The organism is Mariniplasma anaerobium (assembly GCF_016865445.1).
In the GTDB taxonomy this organism is placed as follows: domain Bacteria; phylum Bacillota_I; class Bacilli_A; order Acholeplasmatales; family Acholeplasmataceae; genus Mariniplasma; species Mariniplasma anaerobium.
In genome coordinates this window covers 1435909-1459003 of the sequence record NZ_AP024412.1, presented here as the reverse complement: position 1 = coordinate 1459003, position 23095 = coordinate 1435909, and the positions used below count along the sequence as shown (strand labels likewise).

The following is a 23095-nucleotide window of genomic DNA, read 5'->3' as shown; positions in this document are numbered from 1 at the left end:
TGCTGAATTGATGTGGAGTTTATTCAAGTTTTATGATGATATGAAAGAAGGAGTTTTTAAAAAGAAAGTTAATCACAAAGTTGATTAAATATATGTTTCGTGTATAATAATACTACACTCTAAAATTATAGGAGGAGTTATTATGGAACAAGAAAAACAAAAACCTTCACGTTTAGAAGATTTAAATCAATATGAAATTGTTGTTCAAAGATTATTGGAACGTGGTGTTAATTTAGAAGAAATTGCTGAAATCACTTATGACTTACAAAAAAAATACATCCCTGAATTGACTTTAGAATATTGTTTGATTCATGTTGGAAAAGTAGTTAAAAAAAGAGAAGTGCAACACGCTGTGATAACAGGTTTAGAATTAGACATTCTAGCTGAAAAAGGGTTGCTAAGCGAACCTTTATCAAGTATGTTATTAAATGATTATGGTTTATATGGTATTGATGAAGTTATGGCATTATCTATCGTTAATGTATATGGCTCAATCGGATTCACTAATTTTGGGTATGTTGATAAACTAAAACCAGGCATTATAGGCAAACTTGATGAAGAAGGAAAACTACCAGGTAAATGTAATACATTTTTAGATGATATCGTTGGAGCAATCGCTGCAGCAGCAGCAAGTTCTATCGCTCATAGATTTTCAAAATAAAGGCTTATGCCTTTTTTTATGTATAAGCTTAAAAATATAATCATTTTAAGTTATAATATAAGTAATATATCAGTTTAGGGGCACAATATGACAAATAGTATTCAATTTCAAAATATTATCTTAAAGATTGCAACTGAATTAATTAATATTAATATGAATCAATTCGATCAAGTCATTAACGATACGTTGGCTTTAGTTGGTGATTTTTTAGGTGTCGATAGAGTTTATGTTTTTGAATATGATTTTGATAAAAAGACAGCTAGTAATACCTATGAATGGTGTAATAACAATGTAGAACCTCAAATTGACAATTTAAAATCATCTAGTATTGAAGATTTAATGGAAGCCTTTGTTGGTCAGCATAAAGCAGGAAATAATGTCATTATTGAAAATGTTTTAGCCTTGGAGAAGAGCAATCCAATGTATAATCACTTAATGCCTCAAGGTATAAAATCACTTACAACAACACCCTTAATGGATAATCAGAGATGTTTGGGATTTGTTGGATATGATGATGTCAGAACTGAGCGCCAGTGGAACGACAAAGAAACTGGGCTTTTAAAAGTCTTAGCAGGCATGATCACAAATGCTATGCTAACTAATGAAAATCAAAAAGTATTGGTTGAATTAAAGGAAAAAGCAAATCAAGCTAGTTTAGAAAAAACACATTTTTTATCTAAAATTAGTCATGAATTTAGAACGCCATTAAATGGAGCTAAGAATGCATTATATCTCTTAAACTCAACACGTATTACATCTGAACAAAAAGAATATGTAGATATTGCAACATATTCAGTTGAATCACTAATCTCAATGATTGGAGACATCTTAGATATCTCTAAAATTGAAAGTGGACAAATTGAAATTTATGAAGATGTGTTTGACCTAGAAAATGAACTTACTAATATTCTTTTAACTGAAAATAATATTGCTCAAGAAAAAGGATTAGATATCCTCTTTGATTTTGATTACACAATTAATAATTTATTTATGAGCGATTTAAAAAAGCTTAGACAAATCATTTTAAACATTGTTAACAATGCTATAAAATATACAAATAAAGGAAATATCACTTTAAGTGTAAAAAAAATCAAAGAGACACAAACATACCAAGTGATAGAATTTATTATAAAAGATACAGGTGTTGGTATAGACAAAGCATTTCATGAAAAGATCTTTGAAAAATTTTTCCAAATAGATTCTGGAGACACTAGAAGTTACGAAGGAACTGGATTGGGTCTTTCAATTGTAAAAGAATTAGTGGATCAGTTAAATGGAAAAATTGAACTAACCAGTGATTTAAATCATGGAACAACATTTAAAATAAACCTTAAATTAAAAACAAAAGAAGTCTATGATTTTACGAAAATAAAAAAACTAAAAGTTTTAGTTATTGATACAGATCATCAATCGAAAAAAATAATAGAAATTCTTACCTCTATGCAGATGAGCGTTGATAGTTTACAAAATATAAGCAAACATTATGATTTGATTATTTTTAGTGAAGAAAAATCATTTGACTTAATTGAATTCTATAAAAATAATTTTGGTAAAAAAGAAACTATTATAGCATCTCTTTATAACGAAGATGCTAAAAAAGATAAAATAGATATAGTGTTTAATGATATCACATCAAGAAAACAAATATATCAAAAAATTTCAGCTAAAATGAGTGGTCGTAGACAAGACATTAAAGATTTATATGTTAATGAATTATCAGGATATGCTCTTGTAGTTGATGATAATCGATTAAATAGAATAGTTTTAGAAAATATTTTAAGAAAAGAAGGCATAAAATCAAAACTTGTTGATAGTGGGCTAAAAGCTATTGAAGCAGTTCAAAAGGAAAGATTTGATATTGTTTTAATGGATATTCAAATGCCAAATATGGATGGTATGGAAACATCTAATAGAATTAGAGATTTAGGCCCTCAATATAAGTATTTGCCAATCATTGCTGTAACAGCTAATGCATTTTTAAATGACTATGATTTAATGAAAAAAGCTCAAATGAATGATGTTTTATTTAAACCGATAAACATTGAACAATTAGGACGCTTATTAAGGAATTACATATCACACCAAAAATTTATTTTTATTCCTCATCATCATATTGTTTTTGATTCAAAAGAATACGAAAAACGTTTTGAAGGTAGTATGGATATTGCCCAAGGTGTAGTTAAAGCATATATTGAAACTTATCTTGATGATATGAAAAAAATTGAGCATTCAATTAAAAAACATGACTCTAAAGAGATAGGAGAAACACTTCATTATTTCAAAGGATCTTGTTCATACTTAAGTGGAAAGCGGGCAACTTGGTTATTAACTTCAATGATGGACATGAATGTCAAAAATGATGTAGATCATTTGAAAAAAGCGTATGAAGTATTATTATATGAAGTTGAAAAACTAATTGAGGAATTAAAAATCTATATTGCGACTACAAAATAAATTAATAAGGAGTAAGATTTAAATAACTTTAAGTCTAAATAAAAGAATGAAAGATAAAAAAGATATAAAAACTAAATTAACACCACTTCAATATCATGTGACTCAAGAGAATGGAACTGAAAGACCATTTGAAAATGAATTTTGGAATCATAATGAAGAGGGTTTATATGTAGACATAGTTTCAGGAGAGCCTTTGTTTACAAGTCTTGATAAATTTGATAGTAGCTGTGGATGGCCAAGCTTTGCAAAACCTGTTACTAAATTGGAAACAAAAGTTGACAAAACATTTTCAATGGTTAGAACAGAAGTAAGAAGTAAAGAAGCAGATTCTCATCTGGGTCATTTGTTTACAGATGGACCTATTGAACTTGGTGGATATAGATATTGTATTAATTCTGCTGCTTTAAAATTCATACCTAAGAAAGATTTAAAAAAAGAAGGATATGAAACATATCTTGATCTTTTTAATAAAAAATGATTATGACATATGATATCGATAAAGAGCTTAGAATTCTAAAAGCATTAACATACGAAAAATTCTCTAAAAGAAGAAGAATAACAAATATACTAATGAATTTTAGTATGATTTTTGCGAAACCTGTAAAAGGGATGAAAATAAAGAAATATAGCATAAAAGGATATCGTGATCATAGAATAAAAGTGTATCTTATTAAACATAGAAAACAAAATAATCTAAAAAAAGGATTACTATATTTACATGGTGGTAGTTTCCAACTTGAAGGGACACCTTTTCATATAAGAAATTTATCAAAAATAGCACTTAATTCAGGTTATAATGCGGTGTACGTTAAATATAAGTTAGCTCCTAAATATGCATTTCCTGAAGGTTTAGAGGACAGTTATAAAGCATATATATGGATAAAAGAAAATGCTGATAAATTAAATATCGATAAAAACAGCATAGCAGTTGGTGGAGATAGCGCAGGTGGTAATCTTGCGATTGGTGTAACTTTACTTGTTAGAGATAGATTAAAAGAAAAAGTAAATAAGGTGCTTCTTTTTTATCCAGTTATTGATCATCGACAAGTTACAAACTCAATTAAAATATATACAGATACACCGGTTTGGAATTCTTTGTTAAATAAGGATATGTGGGAGACTTATTTAATAAATGGAGATTTTGGTATGATTGAATATGCTTCGTTTATAAATAGCAATCTACGAGATTTTCCTGAAACATATATTGAAACTGCTGAATATGATTGCTTAAGGGATGAAGGCATCTTATTTGCTGAAAGACTTAAATCATTAAATGTTAAAGTTTACGAAAGACACACAAAGCATTCTGTGCACGGTTATGACGGTGTGTTTTACAGTAAGTTCATGAAGCGAAGAATTAAAGATAGAAGTGCGTTTTTGTTAGGAGTGTTAAATGATGAAGAAAATTGATATGAATCATTGGGAAAGAAAAGAAATGTATGATTTCTTTAAACTATATGACTTGCCCAGATATCAGGTTACTGTAGATATCGATGTTACTAATCTTCATAGATTTGTAAAAGAGAAAAACCTCTCATTTTATTTTTCTATGATGTGGGTTGTTATGAATGAACTGAATCAAATTGAAAATTTTAAGTATAGAATTGAAAATGATGATGTTTATCTTTTTGATCAAGTTCATCCATCTTTTACAGATTTGATTGAAAACACCAATAAATTTAAAATCGTGAATACGCTTTTTGATGAAGATATTGAAAATTTTGTTCAATGTGCTAAATCAAAATCGAAATTACAAAAAAATAAATTTATCGTTTATGACGAAGAAATAAGACAAGATCTAGTTTATATAACTGTTTTTCCATGGGCTACATATACACATGTCACACAAGCAACACAAATAAACTCAAAAGATGCGATTCCAAGGATTTTATGGGGTAAATATAGGGTTGTAAATGATAGAATCATAATGCCGTTGACTATAGAAGCACATCATAGTTTTGTAGATGGTTATCATATGGGTTTATTAATCAATAAAATTGAAGAAAAAATAGAGAAATTGTAAAGGCTATTAGGCCTTTTTTCTTATAATTAAATAAATCTACATAATATTGAAATTCGAAATGACATTATATTATAACTATGTTATAATACAAATGTAAGAGCTTTTAAAAATTGAAGGGAGAAAGACATGAGCGATTTTAAACACTTTGACTACATGGCCAAACATAGATATGAGCAGGTAGTCTATTTTTATGACAAAACGACAGGATTAAAGGGAATTACGTGTATTCATAATACAACATTAGGACCAGCCCTTGGTGGTACTAGACTGTGGAATTATGAATCAGAAGAGGAAGCAGTATTAGACTGCTTAAGATTATCAAGAGGTATGACATATAAAGCAGCGGCAGCTGGTCTAAATCTTGGTGGTGGGAAGACTGTACTTATCGGCGAAGCTGATAAAGTGAAATCAGAAGCATATTTTAGAGCGTTAGGTAGATATGTTCAATCATTAAATGGAAGATATATTACAGCAGAAGATGTGAACACATCAACTAAAGATATGGACTTTGTGAGTATGGAAACTGATTATGTTGTTGGACTAGAAGGAAAAAGTGGGAATCCTTCACCAATGACTGCATTAGGTGCTTTTCATGGTATTAGAGCATCACTTCAACATAAATTTGGTGATGAAGATATTAAAAAATATACGTTTGCTGTACAAGGCGCAGGACAAACTGGTTATTATTTAATCAAACATTTAGTAGAAAAAAAGGCAAAGAAAATTTATTTTTCTGAAATTAATGAAAAACATATTAAAAGATTACAAAAAGAAAATCCTGAAGTTGAATTTGTTAAACCTGAAGATTTTTATAAATTAGATGTAGATGTTTTAGTGCCATGTGCATTAGGTGGATCATTAAACTCTAAAACAATACCTCAAATCAAAGCAAAAATAGTTGCAGGAACTGCAAACAATGTTTTATTAGATGAAGACATTCATGGTGATATGCTTAAAGATAAAGGCATATTATATGCACCAGACTTTGTTATTAATGCAGGTGGATTAATCAACGTATATCATGAATTGTTAACATATAATGTAGGTAGAGCTACAAGAGATATTGAAAAAATCTATGATCGTTTAATCGATATATTTGATATTGCTGAAAGAGAGAATATCAATACACATTTAGCTGCAAAAGTATTCGCTAAAAATCGAATTGAAACGATAAATCATTTACACGATAATTACATAAAAAGATAGGAAGTGATTGAATGAAAAAAGGAATTCTTACGTTTAATGATAAAGATTGTAAAGGATGTGAATTATGTACGAGTGCATGTCCAGTCGATATTTTATATTTAGATAAAAACAGAATGAATGAAAAAGGGTATCATTTAATAAGTGTTACAGATATGGATAAATGTATAGGTTGTGCGAACTGTGCAATTATTTGTCCTGATTCTGTTATAAAAGTAGAGGTGAACGACAGATGAGTAAAGTTTTAATGAAGGGTAACGAAGCGATAGCAAAAGCAGCAATGAAAGCTGGACTTGAATGTTATTTTGGATATCCAATTACACCTCAAAACGAAGTTCCTGAATATTTATCAAAACTTTTACCTGATGCAGGGAAAGTTTTTGTTCAAGCTGAAAGTGAAGTTGCTGCAATCAATATGGTTTATGGAGCAGCTGGATCAGGAAAAAGAGTGATGACTTCATCATCATCAGTTGGGATTGCTTTGAAGCAAGAAGGTATTAGTTATATTGCTGGAGCAGAATTGCCATGTGTCATTGGTTCAGTGATGAGAGGCGGACCTGGATTGGGCTCAATTCAGCCATCTCAAGGTGATTATTATCAAGCCACTCGTGGTGGGGGAAATGGTGATTATCATGTTATTGTATTTGCTCCTGAATCAGTACAAGAAACTGTTGATTTGATGAAAGAAGCATTTGATGTAGCAGATACTTATAGAAATCCTGTTATGATTTTAGCAGATGGACTAATTGGTCAAATGATGGAATCAGTCGATTTAGATCGACCAGTTAAAAAAAGAAAACTTCCTGAAAAAACATGGGCAGCTACTGGAATGAAACATCATGAAGGTAGAAATATTATTAATAGTTTGTTTTTAGATGCAAATGAGTTAGAACAACATAATTTAAAACTTCAAAAGAAATATCAAGAAGTTACAAAGAATGAAGTTAAGTATGAAATGATTAACATGGATCATCCTGATTATGTTATTGTTGCATATGGAACAACTGCAAGAATCTGTAGATCTTCAATAGAAATTTTAAAAGAAAATGGTATTGAAGTTGGTATGATTAGACCAATATCTTTATGGCCATATCCTAAAAAAGCATTTGATTTAATACCTAAGAGTGTAAAAGGTCTTATGGTTGTTGAAATGTCTTTAGGACAAATGCTAGATGATGTTTTAATTTCAGATAAAGGTAGACATAAAATAGCATTTTATGGACGTGCTGGCGGTATTGTTCCAGAGCCAGAAGAAATTGTTGAAGCAATTATGACATTTGATGAAAGGTTGGTGGACTAAATGATTAAATATGAGAGATCATCTGGTTTGACTGATAAACCTACGCATTATTGTCCTGGATGTACGCATGGTATTCTACATAAATTAGTTGCAGAAGTTTTAGATGAATTAGGTGTGCTTGATCATACAGTTGGTGTAGCATCAGTTGGATGTTCAGTTTTTAGTTATGAATATTTTAATTGTGATATGCAACAAGCTGCTCATGGTAGAGCATGTGCGGTTGCAACTGGTATAAAGAGATCTTTACCTGATAATATCGTATTTACATATCAAGGTGATGGAGATTTAGCATCTATTGGTATTGCTGAAACAATTCATGCAGCTAATAGAGGAGAAAACTTTACAGTTATTTATGCGAACAACACAACTTATGGTATGACTGGTGGTCAAATGGCCCCAACAACATTATTAGGACAAAAAACAACAACATCTCAAGATGGACGTATTAAATCTTTACATGGAGTCCCTATTAAAATGGCAGAAATTTTATCACAAGTTGAAGGGGCAACTTATGTAGAAAGAGTTATGCTTACCGATGTTGGAAATATTAGAAAAGCTAAAAAAGCAATTAAAAAAGCATTTACTTATCAAATTGAAGGCAAAGGTTTTTCTTTAATTGAAGTCTTATCAACTTGTCCAGTAAATTGGAAGATGAAACCAATTGATGCATTAAACCGTATCAAAGAAGAAATGGTTCCTATCTTTCCTTTAGGTGTTTTTAAGGATGTGATTAGTCATGATTAGAAGAATTAGAATTGCTGGTTTTGGTGGTCAAGGTGTTATGCTAACAGGACAATTATTGGCATATGCTGCAAATGAACAAGGTTTATATAGTGTATGGGTGCCTACTTATGGGCCTGAAACTAGAGGTGGCACAGCAAATTGTGCAGTAACCATTAGTGATAAACCTATTTACTCACCAATCTTTAAAAAAGCAGATGACTTACTAGTCTTTAATCTTCCATCTCTTCATAAGTTCCAAGAATTGATTACGGATGATGGAAACATATTTTATAATTCATCATTGATTGAAGAAGAAGTTAAACAACCTTTCCATTTATATGGTGTTCCAATGAATGAGATAGCTAATAAATTAGGAAAACCTCAAGTTGCTAATATGGCAATGTTTGGGGCTTACTTAAAGGTTAATAAAATATTTAAAGATGAAGTGATTGAAGATAGTTTAAAACATTTCTTAAAAGGTGCTAAAGAAGCACTTCTTCCAGTCAATAAAGAAGCAATGGCTATGGGAGCTAAATACATTTAATAACTAAAGAGGAATTCATTTTCCTCTTTTTTTGCTGTTTTCTAAAAATGAAATTTTAAATCAAATAATTACATGCTATAATTGTATTAACAAATAAATAATAAAAGGAGACTTTATGAAACTCAATTATAAAAAAACATTTTATGTTGGATTAGCTTTTTTCATTATTACTATTTTTTGGCAAACATACGATAACATTATCGCCAAAATTATGATTGATAAATTTGGATTGAATCAAACAGCATCTGGTGCTGTTATGGCTTTGGATAATATACTAGCATTATTTATGTTGCCATTGTTTGGTGCTTTATCTGATAAATCTAATCATAAACGAGGACGAAGAACTCCTTATGTAGTTGTTGGTACAGTTATTGCAGCATTTGCATTTATGGGTTTGTCTTTTATGGACAACATTCAAACTCAACGTATTAATCAAACTGAAATCATTGGTTTATATGAAACGTATAAAGATGATGATCAAAGAAGATTAGAAACATTTTGGGAGGGTCTTCTAGCAGATATAGAAACTGAGCGAAGTGATAAACTAGCTAGTGGTGCTATTACATTTAAAGCTTATGAGAAATATAGAGCTTCTACTTATGAAAAAATAAGTTCAGTTTTAGATGATAATCAAGAAACTGAATTATCTGTTGGGAATCTTGCATTTTTAAATGATTATTACCAAACCTATTTATCAACTCTAGCTTGGGAAGAAACAGCTCAAAGTCCTTTAAACTTTATTGTTTTTGTATCTGTATTACTTGTAGCATTAATTGCGATGTCAACATTTAGATCTCCAGCCGTTAGTTTGATGCCTGATGTTACAATTAAACCTTTAAGATCTAAAGCAAATGCAATCATTAATTTAATGGGAGCAGCAGCAGGAACAACTGCTTTAATTTTACTTACTGTATTAGGATTAGATGGTAGGTCTTATGTTCCTTACACATTAGCATTTATTATTGTTGGAATCATAATGTTAGTTGTATTAGCAATCTTCTTGTGGAAAGTAAAAGAACCTAAATTAGTTCAAGAAAAAATAAATGAAGATATTAAATTTGGTCTTGTAGAATCTGAAGAAGAAGATCATGATATGCAAGCATTACCAAGGGATAAGAAAATATCTTTAATACTTATCCTAGCTTCAGTGTTCTTATGGTTTATGGGTTATAATGCGATTATTTCAAAGGTTTCTGATTATGTACCTCATGTTTTACAAATTCCGTCATTTACACTACCTTTATTAGTTGCAAATGTTACTGCAATTATTGCTTTTATTCCAATAGGTATCTTATCAACAAAAATTGGTAGAAAAAAAGCAATTCTTATTGGAATTGTATTATTAACTATTTGTTTTGGAGCAGCATCATTTGTTAATGAAAGTACCGGATGGGTAATGTATATCATCTTTGGATTAACTGGTATCGCTTGGGCTTCAATTAACGTTAACTCTTATCCGATGGTCGTCGAGTTAGCTAGAGGATCAAATGTTGGTAAATATACAGGGTATTATTATGCATTTTCAATGGCAGCACAAATATTAACTCCTATTTTATCAGGTGTATTCATGGATTATGTATTTAAAACAAGATTAATTTTATTCCCATATGCAGCAATATTCGTTGCAGCAAGTTTTATAACAATGTTTTTTACAAAACACGGAGATTCAGAATATAATGAGAAAAAAGGATTGTTAGAAAGTTTTGATGTAGATATGGATTAATGTTCCAATAAAAATTTAACAAGACATGCTTATGAGAAAAAAATAACTCATAAGCATGTTTTTTATTTCGATGAACGTGCATTTTTATAATTTTTTTGATATAATATCATCTATAAGAAGGTATAACATATGGAAAAAAGTAAACGTCAATTAGTTATTAGATTATACATCTTAATATTTTCAATATTAGCTTTTCTAGAAGCTGTTTTTCGTTTAAGTATCATGGGTTCATTAAAATTAGAGAATTTTTTTAGAATTTTCTTATTTATGAATGCGTATGCACTTATACTAGTTTTTTTAATTAGGTTGTTACCTAGAAAAATAGTTCGCTATTTTTCATTTATACTTATACTTTGTATCGTATTCTTTTATTTCACTCAAGATTTATATTATAGAGTGTTAAGCGGATTTTTCTCATTTTCAGTTATTGGTGATGCACATGCTGGGTTTGCGTTTTTAGGAAAAGTATTCACAAATATTACATGGGTTCATATTTTATACTTAGTGCCTGTTGCAATTGCGGTTATATATTTTAGAAAATATAAATCGCCATATATGCCTAAGCAATTCTTATCCTATGTTTCATCAAAAGATCTTATTTTCTCAATTCTATTAACTGTATCAGTATTTTTTGTATCAGTTTATACAATTCCAAAAACGAATTCAATTATAACTGATTCACCATATGCATACTCTAGTTATGATCTATATGTTGAAAATCCTAGTGCATTTCAAACAATTAATAAATTTGGAGTATTAACCTATCTTCAAAGAGATATTGTAACAACTTTTAATGAAAATGATGATATTGAATCAATTGATGAAATGATTTCATCTTATTTAGATGATAGAGTTGAGCATCAAGATAATGCATATACTGGTTATTTTGAAGGCAAAAATTTAATTTTAATTATGGCTGAATCATTTGATACATATGCAATTGATCCAAGTTTGACCCCAAATATATATGAGATGCAAGAACATAGTTGGAATTTCACACAATATTATTCACCGCTTTATTTTAGAAATACAGCAGACACAGAATTTATGAGTCAAACAGGACTTTATGCACATAAGAGTGTGAATTTAACTATGGAAACTTTTAGAGAAAATAAATTCCCTAATACTTTACCAGGTATTTTTAATGATAAAGGGTATGGTAGTTATTCATTTCACAATTATACAGATTATTTTTATCCTAGATCAGAATTTCATCCAAACACTTTAGGTTATGATGAATATTATGGTGCTGTAGCACTTGGTATGCTAGAAGAACAAACAGGTGTTGTCATACATCACGATTGGCAAAGTGATCTAGATTTAGCTAATAAAACAATGGATATATTAAAAGATAAACAAGAACCATTTTTCACTTATATGTTGACTGTTTCCGGACATTTACCATATAATGATAATCATCCTATCGGTGAAAAAAATATAAATTTAATTAGACAAATATTTATTGATGAAGGAAGAGAAATGCCAATTGATGATATCTTATATTATCATGCAGCTAATTATGAACTAGATCTTGCAGTTGGTGCTTTAATTGATAGATTAGAAGAAGAAAACATGGCTGATGATACAGTAATTATGCTTTATGGTGATCATTATGCATACGGCTTAAATCAAGATGATATCTCAGATTATGATGATACTAAAGATATGGATCATCTATTGTCAATTCAAAGAGTTCCAATGATGATATATCATCCGGACTTAGTAAAAGAAGATAAAGATGAAGTGTTTGCTTCTATTGATATTATGCCAACAATAGCAAATCTATTTAATTTAGATATCAATTATAGACAAGTTTTTGGTAAAGATATTTTTAGCAATCAGATGAGATCAGTTTTATTTTCAAATGGTAGTATTTTAACAGAAGACTTCTTATATAATCTTGAAAAAGATGAAATCACACTATTTAATGATGACTATTCGCTAGAAGAAGCAAATTTGATTATCAATGAATATATTTATAGAATTAAGATTAACCAGTGGATATTAGAAGTTGACTATTTTAATGAAGAAGACTTAGAAGAATAAAAGGATATGAGAAATAATCTCATATCCTTTTATTTTTTTGGTATAAAATATTCAAATACAACATTATCATAATGTGATTTTACAAAATCAAACTCGTCTTGTGATCTAGCAGCATAACTGATAATGGTAAGACCCTTTTTTTTGTATTTATCTAAATATTTATTAGGCATATCATAAATTCCATAACTCACAAAATCTGGTTTAGTAAAGCGATTAAACGCTAGTCTCTTCATTAAAAATTTCATAAATTTAGACATTTCTAAATTATCTTTAAAGAATTCTGATATTTGACCTCTAATGATATTAGGTTTATGTTTTTTTAAATAGTGCACAACGTTTGGATGGAAACTAAATACAGCGTACACACCCTTGTATTCATCAATGATTTTGATAAAAGCTTCGCAAAGTTTAACAACATCACCTTGAGGTTTTAACTCAATTAATAAATTTACTCTACCGTTAACAAAAGCTAATACTTCAGATAATAAAGGTATATGATCACCGTTTTTATAAGTCAAATCTTTAATATCTTCATAGTTTAGGGTATCTAAAGATTTATCAATTCCAAAACATCTTTTTAAATCATGATCATGAAAAACAACGACAGTTCCATCTTTTAAAATGTTGATATCAAACTCAATACTATAACCTTGCTCCATAGCAAGTTTAAATGCGGATATTGTATTTTCTGGTATGCTTAAATCTTTTTGATGAAGACCTCTATGAGCAATTAGATCTTCTTTAAGCCAAGTGAGATTCTTTTTCATTTTTAAAACACCAAGTATACAGCCATACCTAATATGGCGGAAATAAGTATAATTTGAACTGGAGATGTTTTCTTTCTAGCAAAAACAAAAATGAATACAACACCTAAAATAATGAGATTTTTATAGTTGAAGTTTGAAAAGGCAAATATGAGTTTTGAAAATTGGATATCAGGTAATATACCACGCACCATTAGTCCAAATGAAACAGCTAAAATTAATCCGATGACTGCAGGCTTTAAACCTTTAAAGGCCTCATTAACAATTCTAGAGTTTAGAAATTTACTGCCTAGAGTTGCGATTAATAAAATGATAATAAAACTAGGAAGAGCAACACCGATGGTTGCGGCTAAGGCACCTAAAACACCATGTTGATTTGTCCCAATAAAAGTTGCCATATTGATTGCGATAGGTCCTGGTGTAGATTCTGCAATTCCTATGAAATCATAAAGAAGACCTTGAGTAATATATCCACCACCGACAATTTCTTCCTCGATTAATGGAATCATAGCATACCCTCCACCAAAAGTGAAAAGTCCTATTTTAAAGAAAATCCAAAAGAGATTAAGAAGCTCGAGAATCATCTGCTTTCGCCCCCTTCAAACTTTCTATATAACCAAATGTGATTGCAAGTAGTGCACTGAATAATAAAATATATAAAACACTAATTTCAGTGAATAATGAAATAAGAATAGATGCTGACATAATTAAAATTGAGAAGAGTGAGAAGTGTATTTTTCTAGAAAGTTTTAAGGCAGCTCTAAAAATAAGAATTGCCACACCTGCTTGAATGCCATAAAATGCATATTCTACAAGTTTGAATTCTTTAAATTGGATGATAAATAGTGAAATAACAGAAATAATGATAAAAGATGGAATAATTACACCTAAAGTTGCAAGTAAACTACCTCTAAACTTAGCGATTTTATAACCAATAAACGTTGCTGAATTGATTGCAAATACACCTGGTGTGGATTCAGAGATTACTAAGATTTTTAATACATCTTCATCATCTACCCAATTTCTTTTTTCGACAACTTCTTTTCTCATAATTGGCATCATAGCTAGTCCGCCACCAAAGGTGAGTGCGCCAATCTTTAAAAATGTCCAAAAGAGTTCCCACAAAATATGTTCTTTTTTCATATGTCACCTCTTCTCGAATTATTATAACACATATTTGTCCATGAAACATACTAAACTATGTTATAATATTTTTGCAAAGGATGAGATAAAATGAGAAAAATACTACTAACAATTACATTCATAATCATTATGCTAGGTATATATGGCTGTGAAAATACTGATCTACCAATTACAGGTATACCAACGATATCAAACATAGAAGATATCACTTTTACAATTGGAGATGAAACACCAAACTATTTAGAAGATGTTACAGCTTATGACCATTTAGGTCAAATGATTGTTTCCATCAATGTTGATGATAGTGAAGTTGATTATACTCAACCAGGAAACTATAATGTTTACTATAAAGTTACAGATACACAAGGTAGCAAAATAACTGCAACCATTACAGTTACAGTCAAAGCATTGGATGTAGAAATTGATTATATATTTCCACAATTCGAAGGTATAAAAGAAATTACATATTACATTGGACAAGATGTGCCTGATTATCAATCTGATATTACTGCATCTGATGAAATAGAAGGTGACTTAACAGATGACATCATTTATGATGAAGGTCTACTTGATTATGAAGTAGCTGGTGTATATCCAATACATCTTGTAGTCTATGATGGATCTGGAAACAGAAAAACAGCTTCATTTACCATTACAGTAATTGACAATCAACAACCATTGATTACTGGATATAATCGCATATACTATTACATAGGAGAACAATTACCTGATTATTTAAAACTTATTGATGCTAATGATCAAGAAGATGGGGATTTAAGCGAACTTGTTTTAGTTGATGATACACTGGTTGACCTTACCACACCAGGAATTTATCCTCTTTATTATAGTGTAAGTGATTCTTTTGGATATGATGTTGAACAAGTTGTTAGTGTGCAAGTCATGGAAAATGATAATACACATCAAACAACAGATTTGAATTTATATTATATAAATGATACACACGGTTCCATATTAGAAGATGATAGTGAAATGGGTTTAGCAAAACTTGGAAATGTTATATTAGATGAATATAACACAAATCCTTATGAAACAGTATTTTTAAGTGGTGGAGATTTACTCCAAGGTAATGTTTTATCAAATTATTTTTATGGTAGTTCGATGATTGATATGTTTAATTATATGAACTTAGATGTATTTACATTAGGTAACCATGAATTTGATTGGGGAGTTGATGTCATTACTGAGTATTTCAATCCTAACACGTTAGGAACACAAGCAAATTATCCTTTATTAGGCGCAAATGTGTTTTATAAAGACACAGAAGTAAGACCTGACTATATTGACGCATATGCAATTTTAAATAAAGGAGACTTGAAAATTGGAGTTGTAGGTGTAATTGGTGAAGGTATTGAATCATCTATTGCAAAAAGCAGAATAGAAGATTACGAGTTTGCAGATCCTACATATTGGACTTCATATTATACAGAACTACTTAGAACTGAATTTGATGTTGATATTGTCTTTGCGATTATTCATGACAGTGACTCATATTTTAATAATTCAATAAGTTCAGCTCAAGGTGATTATAAAGTTGATGCGATATTTAATGGACATTCACATCAAACATATGTTGATATCATAAATGGTATTCCCGTGATTCAATCAGCATCAAATGCCAGAGCATTAGGGCATATCGAATTTAGCGTTAATAGCAATCAAGAGATTAGTGCTTATCAAGCTGAAAACTTAAATTCTTATAATGATACTAGATTAAATAGTGAATTTCCAGGATTGGCTACTTTAATTAACACTTATGTGGCACAAATTGAGCCCCTATTAAATGAAGTTATTATATATTCATCTAGAGATTATGGAAAAACTGAGTTAACTGAATTTATGGCAAAAATTATTCGCCAAGCAGCTGGATCTGATGTAGGTATTCATAATTCCGGCGGAACTAGAGAAGTTTTAAATCAAGGGCAAGCAATGACAATTGGAACTACCTATGAAATATTCCCTTTTGATAATCAAATTATTTCAGCTAAAATATTAGGTGTTGAATTAATTAGTTTACTTAATAATTCAAGTGTTGAATATAGTTTAAGAGAAGGACTAAATGTATCAGATATTTTACCAGGGGCATATTATTGGGTTTCAACAAATGATTATGTATTTGGTAACTATGATGCGTTCCAAAATTATGCTGAGTTATACAAACCAGGTACAGTAGATAGAATTGCATTTGAAGATGAACTTAGAAGACAAGCTGAAACATCTACTGAATTTATAATAGATTAAGTTAAATAAAGGTGCTTGCACCTTTATTTTTATCTTATGATTGCAAACGGTTTCATAAAATGTTATGTGATATAATATGTATATAGAATAATTCATAAGGAGAATAATTATGGTCCCATCATTTGAAAAAAGAGTAAGAGCTTTTGCCATTGATACATCGGCAGTAACACTTTCTGTAATTTTAGCGCTTTTTTTAGGTGACTATTATAAACCTTTACCCTTTATAGTCTCTGGGGCTGCCTTTTTTGGGTTTTATTTTTTACCGTATATACTAAACAAGTCACATGGACAAACTTTAGGTAAGAGAGTTCAACGCATTCAAATCGTAAAATTAGATGATACAAATGTTGAATTGTGGCGTGTTTTTTTAAGAGATTTATTTAAACTCACTTTAAGCGTTGGAACTTTTGGGATTTATCTGATTGTTGCGTTTTTTGTAATGTCAGATAAAACAAGTAGAACAGTTCATGATTATATTTTTAAAACTAAAGTTATTGATTTAGAAAAACCTACTGGTAAATATGATGGGTTTAATAAAACAGAGTCCATGAGAAAAAGAGGATTTTAATGAAAAAGTTATTTATAATTCTAAGCTTATTAGCTATTGGTATAAGTTTAACTGCGTGTGTAAGCAATCCAGTCAATCCTATTAATCCGATTGATCCAACAACATATCCTTTAGACGAATTAAATCCACAACAAGATGTATATTATCAAATATTTGTTAGAAGTTTTGCAGATAGTGATGCTGATGGCATTGGTGATTTAAATGGTATAACTGCAAATCTTGACTATTTAGAAGATTTAGGTATAACTGCATTGTGGTTATTACCTATCAATCCTTCTCCGTCATATCATGGATATGACGTGACAGATTATTATGACGTGAATCCTGATTATGGGACTTTAGAAGATTTAGAAAATTTAATTGAAGAAGCTGAATTGAGAGACATAAAGATTGTTTTAGATCTAGTTATTAACCACACATCTGATAGACATCCTTGGTATTTATCTGCATTAACAGGTGAACAAAGTGAATATAGAGACTATTATATATTTAATAATGGTAGTGCTTATGAAACTTTTGTTGGTGGAATGAAAGATTTAAATTTAGAAAACCCTGTAGTTGTTGAAGAAGTTTATAATATTGTGGATTTTTATTTAGAAATGGGAGTTCATGGATTTAGATTAGATGCTGCTAGACATTTTATAGAAGGTGTTAATGCAGATTGGGATAGTGCATTATTTACGATGCGATTAAATGCGCATATGAAACAAACTTATCCTGAAAGCTACGTTGTATCAGAAGTTTATGTTTCTAGATATGAAACGATTGCAGATTATTACATGGGATCTGATTCCTTATTTAATTTTCCTGGACAAGCTAGCATTTTAGATAAAGTTGGTATGGAAAACAGTAGATATCTATTTGCTAGATCATTTGAACAAATCTATGATGCTTATAGAGAAGTTGATCCTGATTTCATAGATGCACCTTTTTTAGGTAATCATGATATGGATAGACTAGCTTCTAGTCAAGGATTTATAAACAATGAGTTGAAACTCAAACTAGCATCTAGAATTTTATTAACACTTCCAGGTAATCCATTTATCTATTATGGTGATGAATTAGGCATGGAAGGTGTCAGATATGAGGGAACTAATATACCAGGCTATGGTGTTGTTTATGACGAATATAGAAGACAACCATTTTTATGGGGTAATACAGAATATCAAACTTCTTGGCTTCCTAGTGATGGGTCGAACAATGATACTGATACACTAGTACAACAGATAAGTAACGATGATTCTTTATATCATGCATATCAAGAAATGATAGAAATTAGAAAAGATAATCCAGCATTAATGTATGGTAATTATTACAAACCATATAATGGTAATGCAACACAGATTCAAGGATATGTAAGATATTATCAATACGAAGATTTAGAACAAGCAGTACTCGTTATCCACAATCTTACACCAGATTCATATACAGTAGAGGCATCTTATAGATCGTTTATTTTAGGAGACAGTCTAACTATTGGAGGATATCAAACGATTATATTAGATATCGATCCTAGTGAAATAGAGGCTTATATCTAATGTTTATATACACTTACTATCGATACGCATTTCAGTTATCGAAATTCTTCGAACATGTAAAAGAAAAATGGTGGAAAGTTTTAATATTCTTTTTCATTGTTAGTTTAGTTAGTTTATTTCCAATGAATTTATTAATTATTCAACAAGATGGTTGGAGATTGGATTTTATAGAACAAAGCTTTGTCAATCAAACTCCTGATTGGCAATTACCTGACACATGCGAAATTACAACAAGTAAACTGGTATGTGATACTAATGAATCATATATTTATGAGCATGATGGGATAACTTATATTATTAATTATCAAGAAACGACCTATGACACTTCAAAAAAACAAGTTTTGTTATTAGAAGATAAAATAGTTTACACTAATGGACAAGGGGAGTTTATGGTAGGCTATGATTATAAGGGATTTGAAGATGACGTTAGTTTTAGAGCTTTAAATTTATCTATTGGTGAAGCTAGAGATGAGATGTATGCATCTTTTGGTAGACAGCTAGAAAGTAGTTTTGGAACTTATATTATCTTTTATACATTACTGGTAAATATTGTTACAAATATTGCATTATATGCACTCTTTGTTTTAATTATGAGTCTAGTCATCCAATTATTTAGATTTGGATATACGAGTTTTATGACCTATGGTCAAAGTATGAAATTAGTCGTATTTGCGATGGGAGCGCCTAGCTTAATTAGTTTTGCAGTAGGGTTCTTGGAGCCAAGTTTTTCTCCAGTAGTATTCCAATTTGGTATGGGAATTATACTTATGGTAGTTATGCTTAAATATGGAAAAAAGACATTTCAATAATCAAAAAAGCACTCAGTTATTATATTGTGTGCTTTTTGTTTATAATTCGTATAAATTGTAAACGTTATCATATAAAAAGTAAAAGCAAATCACTTGACAAAGACTAATTTATGTTATAATGAACTTATAAATAACGACTCAATCAAGGAGTAAAAAAATGAATAAAGAAAATCACATTTGTGAAAAAAAGCTAGCTCTTTTTTATACGAAAATTAATGAAAACAAAAAAATTCCTGGTCCGCTTATGCCAACGCTTCATGATGCTCAGGAAATTTTCGGCTATATTCCTTTGGAAATCCAAAAGATTATAAGCAAGGAATTAAATGAAAGTGTAGCTAAAATTAATGGTGTTGTTACCTTTTATGGTAATTTTTCTATTACACCTAATGGTGAACATACAGTAAGTGTTTGTTTAGGAACTGCGTGTTATGTAAGAGGATCTAAGAACGTTATGGAAACTCTTGAAAACGAACTAGGCATTAAAGATGGACAAACGACTAAAGATAACAAAATAACTTTAAGTTCAACTAGATGTATTGGTGCATGTGGACTTGCTCCTGTTTTTTCTGTTGATTCCACAATTCACGGAAATGCATCAGTTAGTAAAGTAAGAGATATTATTAAAGAACTAAAGGAAAAAAACAATGAAGTTGCATGAGATTATAGAAAAATACAATTGCAGAGTCTATACAAAAGAACTATTGGTTAATAAAGATATTCACTTTGCTTTTTGTTCAGATTTAATGAGTGATGCACTCATTATCATGAATTCAGTTAAAGACGAAAGAATTTTAGATCATGCAATACTTATAACAGGACTAGCAACACAACAATCTATTAGAACTGCAGAAATGCTAGATGTAAATGTGGTTTTACTTGTTAGAGGTAAAATTCCTTCTGATAAAGTTGTTCAATTGGCACTTGAATCAGAAATTATTTTGCTTGCTACAGATTATACAATGTTTAATACCAGCGGTATGATGTATGCAGATGGCATCAAAGGCATTAAATACGATATCCAATGGTAAAAAAAGAATATCAAATCATTGCAAATAATTTCGAACTTGCTGGAAGAGCATCCTCAGATATCAAAAAAACTTTAAAAGCTTTAGAGTATTCTAAAGCGATGATTAAAAGAATTTGTGCAGCATCTTATGAATCAGAAATAAATGTTGTCATCCATTCCGTTGGTGGATATATGACATTTGAAATTATAAATGATTATGTAGAACTTAATATTTATGATGATGGCCCGGGCATATTCGATATTCAACTTGCTATGACTGAAGGTTATTCAACAGCCAATAGAATCGCTAATACCAATGGATTTGGTGCTGGTATGGGATTAACAAATATGAAAAGACTCTCAGATGTTATGGAAATTAATTCAGATCAATTTGGCACACATATACGACTTATTTTTGTGGTAGGTGATTTAGATGCACTTAGTTAAAGATATTTTAAATAATGAATATGAGTTACTTACAGATCAACATACACTTAAGAATACTTTTAATTCAGTATACGCAACAGATTTATTGAGTACTGCAATCAAACACGTTAAGAATGAAGAAGCACTTATTACTGTCATTGCAAGTCAAACAACAATTTCTCTAGCTATAATGGTTGATGTTTCAGTCATTATTATTATTGATGGGCAAAATGTTCCTTTAGAAGTTATTCATAGAGCTAATTTAGAAAATATTGCGATGATTCAAACAAAAAAATTAACACATGAAGTTATTATAGATTTTTATCAAAGAGGATTCATATGAAATATTCATATGATATCCATATTCATTCAGTGCTATCGCCATGTGCAGATGTTTTAATGACACCAAATAATATTTTTAATATGGCATCTTTAAAGGGTTTAGATATTATTGCGATAACTGATCATAACTCAACAAAACAATTAAGTATATGTTATGAGTTGTCACAAAGCTATGATATGCTTTTCATTCCAGGAGTAGAAATAACAGTTAAAGAAGATTTTGATGTGTTGTGTTATTTTAAAACAATTGAAGATGCAATATCTTTTGATAAAATATTAGAAACATATAATCAAAAAAATAGCTTTGATCATGAAACTATGGGCAATCAAGAGATTGTGAACATTTATGATGAAGTCATAAATGAGTATCCATACTTACTAATTGATCCGCTTAATTTAAGTATTAAAGATTTATTGCATATATTAAAAGACTTTGAACATGTGCTTATTTATGCGCATATAGATAAAGATTATCGATCAGGTATCAATTATATCGACAAATATCCTTTAGATGGTGTTGAATATAGACATATCGAAAACAATAAAAAACATCAAATAGTTTTAAAAAATTCAGATGCACATCAAATTATCGATATTTTAGAAAAAGGAGATAATGAGGGTATGATATTGGATGATTTAAGTATAGATTCATTTTTTAGGTATTTTAGCAAATGATATACTTTACAGATTACATATTTGATTTAGTTCAAAACTCTATAAATGCACAATCTAAAAATATCTTAATTTCTCTTGATTTCAATGAAAAGTTAAGCTTTAAATTAGAAGATGATGGAAAAGGCATGAGTAAAGAAGTATTAGAAAAAGTTAAATTATTTACATATAGCACGCAAAAAAACAGAAAAGTTGGATTAGGATTATCAATGCTACATGATCTGACAGCTCAAACAGAAGGTACATTTGATATCACATCTTCAATAGGAAATGGAACATTATTAGAAACCACTTTCAATCACAAGCATATTGATTTTCCTGATTTTGGAGATATAGGACTTATGATATCAGATTTATATGTTAACCCAAATGTAGAAAACGTGATATTAGAGATTAAGTATATAAAAACTTATACTTTTGATTTGATACAATTTATAGAACATAAGGATTTTAGTTATAAAGTAAAAAAAGAAATAGAATATACGATTAATAAAGAAATCGAAGAAATAAGGGTGGATTATGAAAACATTAGCAGAACTTAAAAAATTAAGAGATGAATCATTAAAAAAAATGACAATGCGTTATACAAAAGATGGCTTTAGAGTTCAAGTAGGTATGGGAACCTGTGGGATTGCAAGTGGAGCTAGACCTATTTTAAATGAATTTTTGGAACAAGCTAATTTGCGTGAGTTAAAAAATATGACTATAACGCAAGTTGGGTGCATGGGAGAATGTGCATATGAACCAATGGCTGAAATCATTGATGAATCAGGTCAATCTTATGTCTATTGTAGTTTAACGATTCCTATCGTTAGAGAAATTATCGAAAAACACATTATCAATCATCAACCAGTGACAAGATATCTTTTGTCAACTAGAAAGGACAAATAA

26 protein-coding genes are annotated in these 23095 nt (G+C 29.8%); 23 read left to right on the top strand and 3 right to left on the bottom strand.

Annotated features, from left to right (window positions below):
* Positions 1-142 precede the first annotated feature (142 nt).
* The 12 genes from MPAN_RS06925 (at position 143) to MPAN_RS06870 (ending at position 12677) form a co-directional block, all read left to right on the top strand.
* Positions 143-661, top strand: coding sequence for a phosphatidylglycerophosphatase A family protein (locus MPAN_RS06925; RefSeq protein WP_176239910.1), 519 nt, complete (start codon positions 143-145; stop codon positions 659-661).
* A gap of 87 nt (positions 662-748) precedes the next feature.
* Positions 749-3115 carry a GAF domain-containing hybrid sensor histidine kinase/response regulator gene (locus MPAN_RS06920; RefSeq protein WP_176239911.1) on the top strand — a complete coding sequence of 789 codons (2367 nt, stop codon included), beginning with the start codon at positions 749-751 and terminating at the stop codon, positions 3113-3115.
* 46 nt (positions 3116-3161) lie between these two features.
* Positions 3162-3593, top strand: a complete 432-nt coding sequence (gene msrB, locus MPAN_RS06915) for a peptide-methionine (R)-S-oxide reductase MsrB (protein ID WP_176239912.1) — start codon at positions 3162-3164, stop codon at positions 3591-3593.
* A gap of 2 nt (positions 3594-3595) precedes the next feature.
* Positions 3596-4525: an alpha/beta hydrolase gene (locus MPAN_RS06910; RefSeq protein WP_176239913.1), complete on the top strand. Its 930-nt coding sequence runs from the start codon at positions 3596-3598 to the stop codon at positions 4523-4525.
* Positions 4512-5138, top strand: coding sequence for a CatA-like O-acetyltransferase (locus tag MPAN_RS06905; RefSeq protein WP_176239914.1), 627 nt, complete (start codon positions 4512-4514; stop codon positions 5136-5138). The genes MPAN_RS06910 and MPAN_RS06905 overlap by 14 nt, the downstream gene beginning before the upstream one ends.
* Positions 5139-5264: 126 nt before the next feature.
* Positions 5265-6344, top strand: coding sequence for a Glu/Leu/Phe/Val family dehydrogenase (locus tag MPAN_RS06900; protein WP_176239915.1), 1080 nt, complete (start codon positions 5265-5267; stop codon positions 6342-6344).
* 11 nt (positions 6345-6355) lie between these two features.
* Complete coding sequence (locus tag MPAN_RS06895) at positions 6356-6577, top strand: 4Fe-4S binding protein (RefSeq protein WP_176239916.1); 222 nt, start codon at positions 6356-6358, stop codon at positions 6575-6577.
* The gene (locus MPAN_RS06890; protein WP_176239917.1) at positions 6574-7641 is read left to right on the top strand and encodes a 3-methyl-2-oxobutanoate dehydrogenase subunit VorB; all 1068 of its coding nucleotides are present in this window, start codon (positions 6574-6576) and stop codon (positions 7639-7641) included. Before MPAN_RS06895 ends, MPAN_RS06890 begins: the two co-directional genes overlap by 4 nt.
* Positions 7642-8385, top strand: a complete 744-nt coding sequence (locus tag MPAN_RS06885) for a thiamine pyrophosphate-dependent enzyme (protein WP_176239918.1) — start codon at positions 7642-7644, stop codon at positions 8383-8385.
* A complete protein-coding gene (locus MPAN_RS06880) occupies positions 8378-8908 on the top strand; it encodes a 2-oxoacid:acceptor oxidoreductase family protein (RefSeq protein ID WP_176239919.1) in 531 nt (176 codons plus the stop codon). The genes MPAN_RS06885 and MPAN_RS06880 overlap by 8 nt, the downstream gene beginning before the upstream one ends.
* 115 nt (positions 8909-9023) lie before the next feature.
* Positions 9024-10631 carry an MFS transporter gene (locus MPAN_RS06875; RefSeq protein ID WP_176239920.1) on the top strand — a complete coding sequence of 536 codons (1608 nt, stop codon included), beginning with the start codon at positions 9024-9026 and terminating at the stop codon, positions 10629-10631.
* Between the two features lie 129 nt (positions 10632-10760).
* Positions 10761-12677 carry an LTA synthase family protein gene (locus MPAN_RS06870; protein WP_176239921.1) on the top strand — a complete coding sequence of 639 codons (1917 nt, stop codon included), beginning with the start codon at positions 10761-10763 and terminating at the stop codon, positions 12675-12677.
* A 29-nt stretch (positions 12678-12706) separates the two neighbouring features.
* On the opposite strand, the gene MPAN_RS06865 is transcribed toward MPAN_RS06870, so the two are convergent.
* The 3 genes from MPAN_RS06865 to MPAN_RS06855 are packed head-to-tail and all read right to left on the bottom strand — an operon-like array spanning position 12707 to position 14584.
* The gene (locus MPAN_RS06865) at positions 12707-13444 is read right to left on the bottom strand and encodes a glycerophosphodiester phosphodiesterase family protein (protein ID WP_176239922.1); all 738 of its coding nucleotides are present in this window, start codon (positions 13442-13444) and stop codon (positions 12707-12709) included.
* A 2-nt stretch (positions 13445-13446) separates the two neighbouring features.
* On the bottom strand, positions 13447-14025 hold the full coding sequence (locus MPAN_RS06860) for a chromate transporter (RefSeq protein WP_176239923.1): 579 nt from the start codon (positions 14023-14025) through the stop codon (positions 13447-13449).
* The gene (locus tag MPAN_RS06855) at positions 14006-14584 is read right to left on the bottom strand and encodes a chromate transporter (RefSeq protein ID WP_176239924.1); all 579 of its coding nucleotides are present in this window, start codon (positions 14582-14584) and stop codon (positions 14006-14008) included. The genes MPAN_RS06860 and MPAN_RS06855 overlap by 20 nt, the downstream gene beginning before the upstream one ends.
* 90 nt (positions 14585-14674) lie before the next feature.
* Between MPAN_RS06855 and MPAN_RS06850 the strand changes: the two genes are divergently transcribed.
* The 11 genes from MPAN_RS06850 (at position 14675) to MPAN_RS06800 (ending at position 23095) form a co-directional block, all read left to right on the top strand.
* Positions 14675-16843, top strand: a complete 2169-nt coding sequence (locus MPAN_RS06850) for an immunoglobulin-like domain-containing protein (protein WP_176239925.1) — start codon at positions 14675-14677, stop codon at positions 16841-16843.
* Between the two features lie 109 nt (positions 16844-16952).
* Positions 16953-17411, top strand: a complete 459-nt coding sequence (locus MPAN_RS06845; protein ID WP_176239926.1) for an RDD family protein — start codon at positions 16953-16955, stop codon at positions 17409-17411.
* The gene (locus tag MPAN_RS06840) at positions 17411-18949 is read left to right on the top strand and encodes an alpha-amylase family glycosyl hydrolase (protein ID WP_176239927.1); all 1539 of its coding nucleotides are present in this window, start codon (positions 17411-17413) and stop codon (positions 18947-18949) included. The genes MPAN_RS06845 and MPAN_RS06840 overlap by 1 nt, the downstream gene beginning before the upstream one ends.
* On the top strand, positions 18949-19758 hold the full coding sequence (locus MPAN_RS06835; protein WP_176239928.1) for a DUF1189 family protein: 810 nt from the start codon (positions 18949-18951) through the stop codon (positions 19756-19758). The genes MPAN_RS06840 and MPAN_RS06835 overlap by 1 nt, the downstream gene beginning before the upstream one ends.
* 157 nt (positions 19759-19915) lie before the next feature.
* The gene (locus MPAN_RS06830) at positions 19916-20416 is read left to right on the top strand and encodes an NADH-quinone oxidoreductase subunit NuoE family protein (protein ID WP_176239929.1); all 501 of its coding nucleotides are present in this window, start codon (positions 19916-19918) and stop codon (positions 20414-20416) included.
* Positions 20403-20786, top strand: coding sequence for a hypothetical protein (locus MPAN_RS06825; protein WP_176239930.1), 384 nt, complete (start codon positions 20403-20405; stop codon positions 20784-20786). Before MPAN_RS06830 ends, MPAN_RS06825 begins: the two co-directional genes overlap by 14 nt.
* The gene (locus tag MPAN_RS06820; protein WP_176239931.1) at positions 20780-21211 is read left to right on the top strand and encodes an ATP-binding protein; all 432 of its coding nucleotides are present in this window, start codon (positions 20780-20782) and stop codon (positions 21209-21211) included. Before MPAN_RS06825 ends, MPAN_RS06820 begins: the two co-directional genes overlap by 7 nt.
* The gene (locus MPAN_RS06815) at positions 21198-21533 is read left to right on the top strand and encodes a hypothetical protein (protein WP_176239932.1); all 336 of its coding nucleotides are present in this window, start codon (positions 21198-21200) and stop codon (positions 21531-21533) included. The genes MPAN_RS06820 and MPAN_RS06815 overlap by 14 nt, the downstream gene beginning before the upstream one ends.
* Positions 21530-22207, top strand: coding sequence for a PHP domain-containing protein (locus MPAN_RS06810; protein WP_176239933.1), 678 nt, complete (start codon positions 21530-21532; stop codon positions 22205-22207). The genes MPAN_RS06815 and MPAN_RS06810 overlap by 4 nt, the downstream gene beginning before the upstream one ends.
* A complete protein-coding gene (locus MPAN_RS06805; RefSeq protein ID WP_176239934.1) occupies positions 22204-22746 on the top strand; it encodes an ATP-binding protein in 543 nt (180 codons plus the stop codon). The genes MPAN_RS06810 and MPAN_RS06805 overlap by 4 nt, the downstream gene beginning before the upstream one ends.
* Positions 22724-23095, top strand: a complete 372-nt coding sequence (locus tag MPAN_RS06800) for a (2Fe-2S) ferredoxin domain-containing protein (protein WP_176239935.1) — start codon at positions 22724-22726, stop codon at positions 23093-23095. Before MPAN_RS06805 ends, MPAN_RS06800 begins: the two co-directional genes overlap by 23 nt.